This is a genomic window from Legionella jordanis, from assembly GCF_900637635.1.
Lineage (GTDB): Bacteria > Pseudomonadota > Gammaproteobacteria > Legionellales > Legionellaceae > Tatlockia > Tatlockia jordanis.
Genome location: NZ_LR134383.1, coordinates 2,184,828 through 2,197,773 on the forward strand (window position 1 = coordinate 2,184,828; position 12,946 = coordinate 2,197,773).

Here is a 12,946-nt window from a genome sequence, read left to right on the forward strand (position 1 = left end):
GGGATTTTAAAAACTTTTAAAGAAGACATGGAAGTCATTTAACAACTTCCGTATCATTTATATTTTGTAAAATTCAGGCCTTTTTAACGAACTCTGATTTTAATTTCATAGGCCCAATACCTTCAACTTTACAATCAATGTTGTGATCACCATCCACCAAGCGAATGTTCTTCACCTTTGTGCCAACTTTAACCACAGAAGAAGACCCTTTCACTTTTAAATCTTTAATCACAGTAACTGTGTCGCCATCGTGCAACAAAGTGCCATGAGCATCTTTGACCAGCAAAGAATCATCCTTATTGCTTTCCATTTCTATAGACCATTCATAGCTGCACTCTGGGCAGATGAAAAGACCACGGTCTTCATAGGTGTATTCGGAGTGGCATTTAGGGCATTGGGGAAGGGAACTCATTGGATTATCCTTGGAGTGATTTCAATCAAGGGGTCAATTTTACAGGAATGAAGTCATTTAACAAAATTGCACAATCAACAATTCTTTTTAATTCTTCCGAGAGTTTGTTCTGGGTCAATAAAAATTCCGCGGTAAGAAACCGCGGAATTTGGCTTTTAAGACTCTTAGTGCCTGTGTTGGCGTTGAAAGTCTCGAACAGCCCTTTCAGCCTCTTCTCTGGAGTAGCCGTAATGCTTTTGAAGTTTTCCGAAAATTTCTTGTTGATTGCCTTCCAACTCAGCTAAGTCATCATCGGTAAGCCATCCCCAAAATTGTTTCATTTTGCCTTTTGTTTCTTCCCATCTTCCTTCGAAAATATCCTTATTCATAGTCTTTCCTCTTTATAGGTTAAGGTAAGAGCCGACACCAAAATTGATTCTGGTATCGGTTAATAAGCATAGTAAAGGATCGAAAATTCTGCAAAAAATGACGTTCTGTCTGGAACAGTTAGTCAGCAAGCAAACCATTTTGAATGGTTAGGATTTTATCCATTTTTTCAGCAATTTGCCTATCGTGAGTCACAATCACCAAAGCGGTATTTTGCTTTTCATTCAAACTCAGCATCAAATCGAACACCTTAAGAGCCGTTGCATGATCGAGGTTACCCGTAGGCTCATCCGCCAGAACACAGTGAGGTTGATGGACCAAAGCCCGGGCTATGGCCACTCGCTGTCTTTCCCCTCCGGATAATTGTGAAGGTTTATGATTTAATCTCTGGGCTAAACCCACCTCTTCCAAAATAGTTTTTGCTCGAATACGAGCTTCAGCTATTGAACACCCCCCCAGTAAAAGAGGCATGGATACATTTTCCCAAGCGGTTAATTCAGGCAGCAAATGATGAAATTGATAAATAAAACCTAAATGGCGGTTACGTAATTCACAACGCCTTTTTTCAGACAAGCTCTGCCAGTCATGATTGTCTAAAGACACTTTACCCGTGCTAGGTTTGTCCAGTCCACCGAGCAAGTGCAACAGAGTGCTTTTACCAGAGCCAGATGGCCCCACGATGGCAATCCGATCACCTTTTTGTACCGATAGGCTTATGTCTTTTAATACTTCAACTGAATTATGGCCATCACGATAGGTTTTATTCAGATTTTCACAGTTTAAAATCGCATTACTCATAATGTAAAGCCTCCGCAATGACGGTTCTTGAAGCACGCCAGGCAGGATAGATGGTTGCCAGGAAACTCATTAACAGGGCCATAACACAAACTAGCCATAAATCACTGACAAGAATTTTTGAAGGCAAATAATCGACAAAATAAATGTTTGAGGAAAAAAATTGCATGCCTAAAAAAGATTGTAATTTACTCACAATGGTCGTGGCATTGGCAGCAAGCAACAGCCCTCCAATCAAGCCAATTAAAGTACCTACAAATCCTACCATCATACCTTGCACAATAAATATCCATAAAATTTTTCCCGGAGTGGCCCCGATGGTACGTAAAATTGCAATCTCAGCCTGTTTATCATTCACAACCATAACGAGTGATGAAACCAGATTAAACGCAGCGACCGCAATGATGAGCATCAAAATTAGAAACATCATTGTTTTTTCCATTTTGACCGCCTGGAAAAATTCGCCGAATTGCTGCGTCCAATTTCCTACTTCGTAATCTTCGCCCAGCTTTAATGCCAGTTGATCTGAAAGAGCCGGTGCTTGATAAATATTGGCCAATTTCATTTTAAGACCGGTGACGCCATTCCCCAACTGCATCAATTTCTGCGCATCGTTGAGATTGATGAATGCCATCTTGGTGTCAAAATTAAATCCTTTACCGGCTGAGAACACACCAACGACTGTGAATCGTTTAAAACGGGGAATCATTCCGGCCGGCGTAATGCTGGCCTGAGGAACCATGATGGTGACTTTATCGCCGACGAACACCCCTAAACTTTCCGCCAATCCTCGCCCTAAAATAATTCCGAAGTCTTTAAGAGACGTCAGATTTCCAGCCAGAAGTTTGTCTTGCAAATGGGTAACAGACTGCTCCTGAACTGGATCAACCCCTGTTAGTACCACCGGTAAAACTTGCCCATCACGAGTCAACAACCCTTGGCCTCCGACGTAAGGAGCTATCGCTGTGACCCCAGGGGTGGTTCTTAATTGATTCTCAAGGTTTGGCCAGTCATTAATTCGCCCATCTCTACCGCTTACGGTAATTTCAGGGGCCATGCCAAAAAAACGCTTATGAATTTCCTCGTCAAACCCGTTCATCACCGACAATACGGTAATTAACACCATAACGCCCAACCCGATCCCCAGCATGGAACTCAAAGAGATAAAGGAAACGAAGTGATTACGCTTTTTGGCGCGTGTGTAGCGAAGACCTATAAATAAGGGAAGTGGTTTAAACATAGTCAGTCTAATTAGTAAAGTTAGTATTCTAGTGAAATTTGGTCTGACACGATATAACTTTCACCTAAAGCAAGTTATTATCTCACAATCTCCAGGCAATACACAAAGTTATCCACAGATTCTGTGGATAGAATGATCCAAAAACCTCAGGTTAGAGCGGTTCGGTATTTTAATAACTTGATTAATAAGCAAAATAAACGCCAAGTATTCAAAATCTCTTTGTAGTTGCATCATTAGACAGTATGATAATCTTGTTAATTGCTAAAGGACTCTTAGTTTGACAAGCTCTGCCAACACCAAACATTTAAACGCACTGTTTTCTATAAACATAAAAAGCGGCTCCATTGAGGCGCTGAAATGGATAGCTGTTGCGTCCATGACCATTGATCATTTCAACCGGTTCTTTTTTAATGGCAGCGTCGAGGGAGCTTACGATGTTGGCCGCCTGGCCATGCCTATTTTTGCCTTTATTTTTGCCTACAACCTTTCCAGGCCAGGAACGCTGGAACGTCAAGCTTACTATAAATCGTTCAAGCGATTGATTGCATTCGGTATCCTAGCCACCCCCGCCTACATGGCCATGCGTCACTTACAGCATCTCTGGCCTTTAAACATCATGTTCATGTTGTTTGCGGCTGCTTTTTTCTTTTACTGCTGCGAAATGGGTGGAATCCTGTATCTCTTTCTGGGGAGTTTGGTTGCTTTTGTGGCTGGAATTTTTGTAGAGTACAGCTGGATTGGCATCCTATTTTGCATAGCAGCCTGGTTTTTTTGCAAAAACTCAACGCCATTAAGTTTAGCCGCTTTCTTAGTTTCCTACGGTTTACTGGATTATTTAAATGGCAATCATTGGGCGCTTGTCAGTTTACCTTTAATTTTTTTAGCCACTCAAATTGACTTTAAAATAGCTCGAATTCCTTATTTCTTCTACGTTTACTACCCCACCCATTTAACGATTTTTTGGTTAGCCACTAAAATAATGCGCTAATCTCGTTATTGGTTATCCCAAAATTTGTTGCCACATCAGTTATACTTAACTGCAGGGACATTCATGGTAATTGGTGCCAGACTAGGATGAAGAAACTACCATTCAAAAAATCCAAAACGGGTTCAATTGGTGTGGAGCTTGAGCTACAGCTCATCGATCCAAACACTTCCTATTTAATTTCACGCTCCAAGGACTTTATTCGAAGTTTAAAGGCTGAGCCTTATGAGGCTATCATCAAGCCTGAGATCACGCAGAGCATGATAGAGATTAACTCATCCATTCATCAGTCAACCACTACCTTGCGTGAAGAATTGGCTTCCATCCATTCTTTTTTACTGCATTTGGCCGAAAAATTAGGAGTCAGCATTTGTGGAGGAGGGACTCATCCCTACGTCCGCTGGATGCGGCAAAAAATATTTCCAACCCCTCGTTATAAACGCATTTCAAGCAAGTTTCGCTACTTATCGAAACGCTCTACCGTGTTTGGCCAACACATTCATTTTGGTTGCCCTAACTCGGAAGAAGCCTTGTACTTAACGCATGCCCTCGGAAGGTATGTACCACACTTTATCGCCCTCTCCGCATCCTCTCCCTTTTATCAAGGAATTGATACAGGCTACGCCTCTTCACGATCCAACGTATTCAGTTCTTTTCCGCAAAGCGGCCATATCCCTTTTCTATTAAATTGGACAGAATTCTCAGAATATTACTATTTTATGCGCAAGATGGGCATCATTGTCAGCATGAAAGATTTTTACTGGGATGTTCGTCCAAAACCCGAATATGGAACCGTTGAAATCCGGGTTTTCGACACCCCATTGTCCATGTGCACAGCCATCAATTTGGCAGCCTACGTTCAAAGCCTCGCCTTTTATTTGTTGAAAGAAAAACCCCTAACCATTGATAAGAATTTATATTACCTTTACACGCACAATCGCTTCCATGCGAGCCGCTATGGTTTAAATGGCCAGTTTATCGACCCTTCCACACTTAAGGAAACCTTGTTGGCTGAGGATATTCTCAAAACCATAGAGTTAATTGCCCCCTACACGAAGCACTTTGGCAGTGAGACAGAAATAGAACAAATTAAAAAAAGAGTGCATGACAGAATGAGTGATACGGACTTGTTAAGGCAGTCTTTTAAGCGTTTGGGCCGTCTGCCCAAAGTCGTTGAGGAACAGTGCAGGATATGGTCTCAGCCTTTATTCTCCGATGGCGAGCCTTAATGGCTTCATCACGCTAATTCGCTCATTTTTTTTCAATAATAAAAAATACTGTCTATATTATGAATAGAAAGGAACAATTCCCTTCGAATTCCTATAAATGGACTTTATGGAGTGATCATGCCAGTACACGAAAGACGCCAGCATTTCCGCATTGAGGATCAAATTTATTTTGAATACCGATTAATCGAAGGTGAAGAGATATTTTCCGACAAATCTCTCACTGAGGAATTACTCGGGCAAAGTGGCAAACAATATTTGGAAACGACGCAATACTTTCAGAGCCTTGATTACGAATTGTCTGAGTTGACGCAATCCCTGGCCTTAAAAGATCCAGCCATTGCCCATTACCTAAACTTATTGAATGCAAAAATTGAGCATCTGGCAAGGCATTTGATGATCGGTGATAAAATTCAATTGCGAAAAGTTAATATCAGCCTGGGTGGCATGTCATTTAAAACCAAAGAGCGGGTGAAAGAACGCTCACACATGAAAATCCTTATTTACACTAAGCCCAAGATGCTGCCGGTTATTGTGGATGCGGTGGTAGTTTACAGTCAATTCCATAATGAAAACCATTACCGAACCGCCGTCCAGTTTGAAGGACTATCCAATGAGCAGGAAATATTGCTATCGCAACACATTATGATAGCTCAATCAAAATGTCGTGCAGATTAGCGGGAATGCGTTGCTGCTGATTTAAGATTAGAGCATAATGGGCGATTATTAATAAGCTCAGGTAAGATGTATGAGAACCATTTTTTGCGTTAAATTGCAGCAAGAAGCGGAAGGTTTGGAAGCAGCACCCTTTCCAGGACCTCTCGGTGAAAAAATCTATAATCAAGTCTCAAAACAAGCCTGGAAAATGTGGTTGACTCATCAAACCATGCTTATTAACGAGTACCGCTTAAGTCTTATTGACCCCAAGGCACGAGAGTTTTTAAAAGAGGAAATGAGTAAATATTTTTTTGGCGAGGGTTCAACCACTCCAGCGGGCTTTGTACCAAAAGAATAGTTAAGGGAACGTATGCGGCAGGATTTGCTTAATTATAATGCAGAGGTGCGAAAAGCCATTGATCATGGCCGTCCCTTATTAGCCCTCGAATCTACTATTATTTCCCATGGCATGCCTTATCCGGATAATTTGAAGACAGCAAAAATGGTTGAGCAAATTATTCGGGATAAAGGAGTCACTCCTGCAACGATAGCTCTTCATCAAGGAAAAATCCATATTGGTATTGATGACGAGATTATGAAGCACTTAGCCACCAGCAAAGACATCATCAAGGCGTCTCGCAGGGATTTAGCCTATGTGTTGAGTCGGGAGCTCTCGGCCAGCACGACGGTTGCAGCCACCATGTATTGTGCTCATCTTGCCGGCTTGCCCCTTTTTGCCACTGGCGGCATTGGTGGTGTGCATCAGAGGGTTGAGGAAAGTTTTGACATTTCCGCAGATCTCATTGAGCTTGCCTCTACGCCAATTACGGTCGTTTGCTCAGGCGCCAAATCCATTTTGGATTTACCCAAAACATTGGAAATGCTGGAAACCCATGGAGTACCGGTCATTGGTTACCGCAGCGATGAATTTCCAGCCTTTTACAGCCACTCAAGCGGCATTCCCCTACTTCACCGGCTCGATGAAGCGCATGAAATCGCCAAGCTTATGGCTTACCAACGGCAATTGAAATTGCACAATGGCATCGTCATTGCCAATCCAATTCCCAAAGAAGCAGAAATCCCCCATGAAAAAATTCTTCCTGCGATTAACCAAGCCCAAGCCGAAGCCAATCGCATCCAAGGAAAAGCCATAACCCCTTTTTTATTGCAACGCATTGCCGAATTAACTGCAGGCCAAAGTCTTAAAGCGAATATGGAACTTATTAAAAATAATGCCCGCTTAGGTGCCGAAATCGCGCTCGCCTATCAAAAATTTAAAACCCCATCCAAGAATTAATGCTTTCAATTAGAGCAAAAGTAAACCGTCTAGATAAGTAGTTGCTCAGACACAATAATTATCTTATTTTTTTAATAAAAAAATTGAAACGACACTTGACTCAAAAGCATTCTCGGAGTTTAATAGCAACCTCTTCGGCCAGATAGCTCAGTCGGTAGAGCAGAGGACTGAAAATCCTCGTGTCGGCAGTTCGATTCTGCCTCTGGCCACCATTAAGATCAACGTGTTAAGTGACATTGCTTAACAGCCAAGAAAGAAAAATAAAAATTTAACCGTTTTAACCCTAGTTTTTTTCTAGTTTTACTGTAAAAGTGCAGTATTCTTACTTTATTTAAAAATGTTAGCCTCACTATTTTTTAGATGCTCACTCGGAAGGGAACAGTGCGTCGCAATTCATAGATTAATAAATGGCTGCGTCAAAAAAAAATAAGTTTAACAGCTTAAACGGATATTCTTGGTCTATTCTTATCGCATTTATTTGTGCAATATTTGCAATGCATTATCATACAACCAATATTTCCTTTGTAGGCGTTATCCAAACCTTGCCTTTGATTATTATTGCAGTTTACTACTCTGAAAAATTAGCCTCTCTTATTAATCAACCTGAACATAATCTAGAAAAATCCAAAATTTTTGCACGCGATTTATTTGTGCTAAATTTTAGCTTCTTGTTTGCGTGCCTCCTCTCGTTAGTATTTTCATATAATAATAGTGATGCAAAAGGATGGTGGTTGCTGGTTATTTATTTCATTACTCTGTATGGTTTGTTATTTTCTATATGTTTCTCAACAATAGCTCTTTTAATAAAAAATCATAAAACATATACAATAATTTTTTCATTTATCATCACAGTACTAGTCTCAATTGGGCAATTTCTTCCTCGGTACATAGTCATTCCATAAGTGGGGAATATTGAAACTTTCTATGTAACTACCTGTTCATTACTAGTGCTTCATTGTTTATTCACTATTGGTTACAAAATAATTCAAGTAAGGTAGGTCGGGCTTGGCCCGACAATCTCTTGAATAATACAAAGACGCTGGTAACAAATATTTAAAAGGAAATTATGATCCAACCCAATTCAATATCGACGAGCTCGCCTGCATGTGCAGCCAACTTTTTACGGTGAATCTGGCAATTGAATAATTCATCTACATCCAATAAGTTAACCTATTGGCAAAGCTATTCAAACCACTTAAACGAAATACCCTTTTTAAGATTCTTGCCTTTGTGATCTTGCGCAAGGCCGACCTATACTCTTTGATTGTTTATTTTGAGAGTAAGGACAACTTGCGCTTGACCTACATTTTTGTAGAAATATATGCAAAACGAGACGGTCATCTTGGTTTTATGGAATTTTCGCCTTCTGGCGATTTATTGGCCATCTGCCCTTTATCCAAATTGCTTTCGGCCTTCTCCTTCCATTTCTCCTGTTGGACCATGTGTGTGACAGAGCCTACATATCGCTCCCTTAATTCACGAGCGTGGGTAAGCTGCTGAACCCGTTCATTGACCTCATCGGTGCTGGGAAAATCTTTCTTTTGTTGGATGGAATAATTTGAAACATAGCGTTCGGATTCCTCGTTAATAATTGCTTCCATATGCGAGGCCATTTTCGCATGACTGTTTTTAACAGGACCATTACAAGCGATACCTGAAAAATCAATAACCGTATTTTTTTCCGTCTCAGTTAGATCTTCAATGAAGCTCTCTCTAAAAATGATATTGCTCACCGGCTTGATAAACTTACTCGTGGCCTTAGCCTCCATAATTTCTTCACGCATTTTTGGAAATTTATCCCACTCACCACCGCCTAAAGAGCAGGAAATCGCAACCGCCTCATCATTACCCATACGCGAAATAAAATTATCGGCGTTTTCCTTAAGGTGTTTCTTGATGATTTCTGCGGTCTCTTCCGAAACGGTTTTAGTGACCGGTTTCACCATATACACTTCATGAGTGCTTGGGTCATCATTCGGGTAGCTCAAATAACCCATCCAGGGGAACCAGGTGCCAAGGCTTTTACTATTAAAACCTGAAGAATTGTAAAAGGGATAAAGCACTCCTGAATTACCTTTGATTACAGTAATTGTCCGTGCTTGCGTTACATAAGCATTTAAAGTTCGCTCTCTTAACCTAAACATAAACCCTCCATGGTCTACGTTTTTGTAGTTGCATAAATTATAGACAATAAAATACTTCTTAGAAGCTAAAGCATGTAGGTCGGGTTTTGGCCGAATATCTTCGAATCAAGATAAGCTATTAGAAATCTCCGCATCAATAAACTCACGTTAATCCACGGCAGAATAATTATTTTTGGAAACAGAAGCGATGCCCTTGAGAGTGTTTTTATTTTGTCGAGTTTTCTTATGCTTGATGTGCTTGCCCAAATACTGGCAAGTCAGGGGCAGTGGTTCTTTTGCATGACGCAAATTTTTTGGGGATTAAATCGAGCTGGGCGCGATGGAATAGTAGTTGTATATACCACCGTAAGAGCGAAACACGATTATCTGATTACGCCAGCATGTCATGAACCAAATTATTTAAATTTTGCTCATCATGGAGCGCTTGAATCACCTCTTTCTGAAAATATACTTTATTAGTACCCGCAATAATAAAAGCTGCTCGCACGGGATCAAATTCTACTTTTTTCCCATCTATTTCAAATGTTCTATTCTTTGGTGGCTCATCTGAACAGGATTCTATTAACCATTTTTTTAATTCATAAGTGTGTGGATTCGTTTCAATCATTTTATTCACTCAGGTATGCTAAGCAAAATACGTTTGGCTTAGTTTGGATAGGTTCATCTGGGATTTTTAAAATTTTAAGAAGTCAGACTGCAAAGCCTGGCTTCTTAAGAGAATTTATTAATTCACCACCAGTCACAAATACCCTCATCCAATTCTACAATAAGCTTACTCGCAGGTTACATCAGATACTTTATCCTGACTTAAACCATAATAATCCAAGCCCAAATGGGTGATTAAATCTTCACTCATCATATGACGGAGTGTATTTTCCAACTTAATAAGCTGCTTGAATACATCATGAACAGGGCTAAGGCCTTCGGCACACTGAGGCGATTTAAAATAAAAGGACAGCCATTCCTGTATTCCTGACATCCCTGCCCGTTTTGCCAAATCAATGAACAATGCCAAATCAAGGACCACAGGTGCGGCAAGTATGGAATCTCTGCAAAGAAAATTAATCTTAATCTGCATGGAATAATTTAACCAGCCAAAGATGTCAATATTGTCCCAGCTCTCCTTGTTATCTCCGTGTGGAGGATAATAGTTGATGCTAACTTTATGGTACATATTGCTGTATAACTCAGGATTCAGCTCCGGCTGCAATATTTCCTCGAGTACATTTAATTTTGAAACTTCTTTGGTCTTGAAATTGTCGGGATGATCAAGGACAAAGCCGTCAGTATTGCCCAATATGTTTGAAGAAAACCAGCCCTTTATTCCCAAGGCCCTGGCCTGTAAACCCGGCGCGAGTATGGTTTTCATCAGCGTTTGCCCTGTTTTAAAATCCTTGCCGCCAATGGGTGTTGACGTTTGTTTTGCCAGTTCAATTAAGGCAGGGATGTCACAGCATAAATTGGGAGCGCCATTCATAAAAGGAACAGCCGATTTAATGGCTGCATAAGCATAGATCATTGATGGGCTGATTAAGGGATGATTATTCTTTAAACCATTCTCAAAATTTTCAATTGTGGCATGGACTTCAGACGCTTCAATGTATTTCTCAGTTGATGCACACCATATTACCACGACGCGTGAACAAGCATTGGCCAGGCGGAATTGTTCAATATCATTGATCAACTGCTCTGCAAGTTCATAATAATTCGACGCTTCCTTGATGTGATTTCCTTCAAGGTTAGGCACATAAGAACGGTTGAACACAGCTTTCATAGGCCGCACCGCTTTCAACTCATCTTTTAGGGATTCAAGTAGGTTGCGCTCAAGTACCCCTGCTTTCAGCGCCGTTTCATACACATCATCATCGCGGATATCCCATCCGCCAAAGACTAAATCATTGAGCTCGGCAAGCGGGACAAACTCTTTGATCAATGGATGCTTGCTGTCAGTCCTTTTCCCAAGCCTGATGGTTCCCATCTGTGTTAATGAACCAATTGGCAAACCCATCTTCTTTTTAATCGCCTCAACACCTGCAATCAGAGTGGTTGCAACTGCTCCCAAGCCAGGAATCAATACAGCAAGTTTTCCTTCCGGCTTTTCTATCTGCTTTACCTTATTTTCCTTAATCATCATTTCACATCCTTTCTGTTTTTAATTCTCCCGAATCATTAAGCCAAAAAATACGTGCTGAATGTTCATTGATACCAATCATGCTGACTGAAGCTGGACTTATCTCAATGCGTTGAAACATATCCAGATGAATCCCTGCATAATAGGCCACTGCCGATTTGATTAAATCCGCATGACTTACGATTGCAATCGTTTCATTTGGATGTTTATCGTGCAATTTCTCTATTCCTGTGATCATTCGCTGTTGTGCTTCGAGCATTGTTTCTCCCCCAGGAATACGGCAGAAACTTCTAAACGTGTTGAACTGTCGAAATTTTTCGGATTCTTCAATGTCACTGATTTTACAGTTCGTCCAATTGCCAAACTCAATATCAGTAAATTCCTCACGGATTTCTATTTGCAAATTAAATCTTCGAGCAATCGGCTCTGCAGTTTCAATAGCCCTCTCAAGAGGACTGCTGTATATGGCAGTAATGGGAAGCCCCGCAAGGCGGATAGACAGATGGTCAGCCTGAAGGCGCCCCTCACCATTCAGAGTAACACCTTTCATTCTACCGGCCAACAGTTTCCCTACGGTATCATTCGTGGCATGCCGTATTAGAAGAAAATTTGTCATTTTGCCTCCTGCCTGGCTGCGTACAAATGTCCCTGCATTTTTTTCTATACCTTGTTAAAGCCTGGATATCCAAGTTTTGCAATTAATTTGCATACCGTCGCATCATTTGCACACAGAATTCAGCAAATTCCTCAATCCTTTGCGGAGGGCTTGTGTGATGCGGTTGAATCGCTTTGGATTCGGGTGTAAAACAGAATGTTACAGTAAGTTCAAAGTCTTCCAGGGTTTTCATCATTCTGTCGAGCCATTTCTCTCCCCCTGGCCTAAGATAGTCCGCCCAGCTTAATCCAGTCCGTAAATGTCTAACGCCTAATCGTTTTAACCACTTTACTGCATCTTCAAGGCGATGGTCTTCATAATGAAACCACTGGCAAATCCCCAGTTCAGGGGTATAGTCTGCAAATTTTCTTAAGGCCAGTTTGGGCTCGCCATCTTCCCTCAATAAGCCCATGTAAAAATGCCGGTAATAGGAAGACCCTTCTGCTTCCTTGTGCCGGGTGGTAGCTGACCAGGCTTTAGGCAGATCATACAAACTGTACCAATGTATCCTGTCAACTCGGCCGAGCAGCAATTCAGCAGTGCGAACTAATCCGAACTCTTGTACTTCTTCTGCTCCGAAAGTAGAAACGCCTACTTCCGTTACCCATACAGGTAAATCAGTCACAGCCTCTATTTCCGCTATTTTTTCTCTCCATTGGTGAATCTGCCAATTGTTCCAATCAAGCGGAAAACCATGTACGGCCACGGCATTTAAGTTATCCAACACTCCATTGCTTTTCAGTCTTTGAATGAAAAAAGGATCGATTGGAGAAATGCCACCCAAAACCCTTGTTACATCAGGATTCTCGGATTTAACGGCTGCTGCCGCCAATTTCACCATTTCGGAATATATGCTCCAGTCGGAATCAATTTCAAAATCCCAGTGTGATTTGTTATTTGCCTCGTTCCAGAATTTAACCGCTTCAATCATAATCTATCCTTTGTAGTACCGATGCAGATCCTTTAGAAAAGTAATTCGGTTTAGTTGGAGGGTCTAATTTATATTTATTTTCTAAAATGATCAAATTTAGCAGCCCA

15 protein-coding genes and 1 tRNA gene are annotated in these 12,946 nt (G+C 41.0%); 7 read left to right on the forward strand and 9 right to left on the reverse strand.

Annotated features, from left to right (window positions below; translation table 11 throughout):
• Positions 1-73 precede the first annotated feature (73 nt).
• The 4 genes from EL203_RS09705 to EL203_RS09720 all read right to left on the reverse strand — a co-directional run bounded on the left by EL203_RS09705 (position 74) and on the right by EL203_RS09720 (position 2,813).
• A complete protein-coding gene (locus EL203_RS09705) occupies positions 74-412 on the reverse strand; it encodes a zinc ribbon domain-containing protein YjdM (RefSeq protein WP_058469835.1) in 339 nt (112 codons plus the stop codon).
• 164 nt (positions 413-576) lie between these two features.
• Complete coding sequence (locus tag EL203_RS09710) at positions 577-780, reverse strand: CsbD family protein (RefSeq protein WP_058469836.1); 204 nt, start codon at positions 778-780, stop codon at positions 577-579.
• Positions 781-898: 118 nt separating this feature from the next.
• Positions 899-1,576 (reverse strand): lipoprotein-releasing ABC transporter ATP-binding protein LolD, encoded by a 678-nt coding sequence (gene lolD / locus EL203_RS09715; RefSeq protein ID WP_058469837.1) that lies wholly within the window; start codon positions 1,574-1,576, stop codon positions 899-901.
• On the reverse strand, positions 1,569-2,813 hold the full coding sequence (locus EL203_RS09720) for a lipoprotein-releasing ABC transporter permease subunit (RefSeq protein ID WP_058469838.1): 1,245 nt from the start codon (positions 2,811-2,813) through the stop codon (positions 1,569-1,571). The genes lolD and EL203_RS09720 overlap by 8 nt, the downstream gene beginning before the upstream one ends.
• Positions 2,814-3,090: 277 nt before the next feature.
• Between EL203_RS09720 and EL203_RS09725 the strand changes: the two genes are divergently transcribed.
• The 7 genes from EL203_RS09725 (at position 3,091) to EL203_RS09755 (ending at position 7,880) form a co-directional block, all read left to right on the forward strand.
• Entirely contained in the window at positions 3,091-3,801 is a 711-nt protein-coding gene (locus EL203_RS09725) for a TraX family protein (protein WP_058469839.1), read from the forward strand.
• Between the two features lie 86 nt (positions 3,802-3,887).
• Positions 3,888-5,027 carry a YbdK family carboxylate-amine ligase gene (locus EL203_RS09730; protein ID WP_058469840.1) on the forward strand — a complete coding sequence of 380 codons (1,140 nt, stop codon included), beginning with the start codon at positions 3,888-3,890 and terminating at the stop codon, positions 5,025-5,027.
• A 117-nt stretch (positions 5,028-5,144) separates the two neighbouring features.
• Positions 5,145-5,702: a PilZ domain-containing protein gene (locus EL203_RS09735; protein ID WP_058469841.1), complete on the forward strand. Its 558-nt coding sequence runs from the start codon at positions 5,145-5,147 to the stop codon at positions 5,700-5,702.
• A 70-nt stretch (positions 5,703-5,772) separates the two neighbouring features.
• A complete protein-coding gene (locus EL203_RS09740; RefSeq protein ID WP_058469842.1) occupies positions 5,773-6,039 on the forward strand; it encodes an oxidative damage protection protein in 267 nt (88 codons plus the stop codon).
• 12 nt (positions 6,040-6,051) lie between these two features.
• Positions 6,052-6,978 carry a pseudouridine-5'-phosphate glycosidase gene (locus EL203_RS09745; RefSeq protein ID WP_058469843.1) on the forward strand — a complete coding sequence of 309 codons (927 nt, stop codon included), beginning with the start codon at positions 6,052-6,054 and terminating at the stop codon, positions 6,976-6,978.
• A 136-nt stretch (positions 6,979-7,114) separates the two neighbouring features.
• Positions 7,115-7,190 (forward strand) — tRNA-Phe (locus EL203_RS09750).
• Between the two features lie 195 nt (positions 7,191-7,385).
• A complete protein-coding gene (locus EL203_RS09755; protein ID WP_232003931.1) occupies positions 7,386-7,880 on the forward strand; it encodes a hypothetical protein in 495 nt (164 codons plus the stop codon).
• Between the two features lie 435 nt (positions 7,881-8,315).
• Here EL203_RS09755 and EL203_RS09760 read toward each other — a convergent pair whose 3' ends face one another.
• From EL203_RS09760 to EL203_RS09780, 5 genes are all read right to left on the reverse strand, one after another.
• Complete coding sequence (locus EL203_RS09760) at positions 8,316-9,122, reverse strand: hypothetical protein (RefSeq protein ID WP_064108338.1); 807 nt, start codon at positions 9,120-9,122, stop codon at positions 8,316-8,318.
• A 370-nt stretch (positions 9,123-9,492) separates the two neighbouring features.
• Positions 9,493-9,738, reverse strand: coding sequence for a hypothetical protein (locus tag EL203_RS09765; protein ID WP_126320116.1), 246 nt, complete (start codon positions 9,736-9,738; stop codon positions 9,493-9,495).
• 156 nt (positions 9,739-9,894) lie between these two features.
• Entirely contained in the window at positions 9,895-11,256 is a 1,362-nt protein-coding gene (locus EL203_RS09770) for an inositol-3-phosphate synthase (protein WP_197723111.1), read from the reverse strand.
• A gap of 1 nt (position 11,257) precedes the next feature.
• Positions 11,258-11,869 carry a histidine phosphatase family protein gene (locus EL203_RS09775; RefSeq protein WP_058469845.1) on the reverse strand — a complete coding sequence of 204 codons (612 nt, stop codon included), beginning with the start codon at positions 11,867-11,869 and terminating at the stop codon, positions 11,258-11,260.
• An 82-nt stretch (positions 11,870-11,951) separates the two neighbouring features.
• On the reverse strand, positions 11,952-12,839 hold the full coding sequence (locus EL203_RS09780; RefSeq protein WP_058469846.1) for a glycosyl hydrolase: 888 nt from the start codon (positions 12,837-12,839) through the stop codon (positions 11,952-11,954).
• Positions 12,840-12,946 lie beyond the last annotated feature (107 nt).

Bases quoted from the DNA above. Each gene is read 5' to 3' on its own strand.
- EL203_RS09705 (WP_058469835.1), bottom strand. From the start codon at position 412: ATGAGTTCCCTTCCCCAATGCCCTAAATGCCACTCCGAATACACCTAT.
- EL203_RS09710 (WP_058469836.1), bottom strand. From the start codon at position 780: ATGAATAAGGATATTTTCGAAGGAAGATGGGAAGAAACAAAAGGCAAA.
- lolD (WP_058469837.1), bottom strand. From the start codon at position 1,576: ATGAGTAATGCGATTTTAAACTGTGAAAATCTGAATAAAACCTATCGT.
- EL203_RS09720 (WP_058469838.1), bottom strand. From the start codon at position 2,813: ATGTTTAAACCACTTCCCTTATTTATAGGTCTTCGCTACACACGCGCC.
- EL203_RS09730 (WP_058469840.1), top strand. From the start codon at position 3,888: ATGAAGAAACTACCATTCAAAAAATCCAAAACGGGTTCAATTGGTGTG.
- EL203_RS09735 (WP_058469841.1), top strand. From the start codon at position 5,145: ATGCCAGTACACGAAAGACGCCAGCATTTCCGCATTGAGGATCAAATT.
- EL203_RS09740 (WP_058469842.1), top strand. From the start codon at position 5,773: ATGAGAACCATTTTTTGCGTTAAATTGCAGCAAGAAGCGGAAGGTTTG.
- EL203_RS09745 (WP_058469843.1), top strand. From the start codon at position 6,052: ATGCGGCAGGATTTGCTTAATTATAATGCAGAGGTGCGAAAAGCCATT.
- EL203_RS09755 (WP_232003931.1), top strand. From the start codon at position 7,386: ATGGCTGCGTCAAAAAAAAATAAGTTTAACAGCTTAAACGGATATTCT.
- EL203_RS09760 (WP_064108338.1), bottom strand. From the start codon at position 9,122: ATGTTTAGGTTAAGAGAGCGAACTTTAAATGCTTATGTAACGCAAGCA.
- EL203_RS09770 (WP_197723111.1), bottom strand. From the start codon at position 11,256: ATGATGATTAAGGAAAATAAGGTAAAGCAGATAGAAAAGCCGGAAGGA.
- EL203_RS09775 (WP_058469845.1), bottom strand. From the start codon at position 11,869: ATGACAAATTTTCTTCTAATACGGCATGCCACGAATGATACCGTAGGG.
- EL203_RS09780 (WP_058469846.1), bottom strand. From the start codon at position 12,839: ATGATTGAAGCGGTTAAATTCTGGAACGAGGCAAATAACAAATCACAC.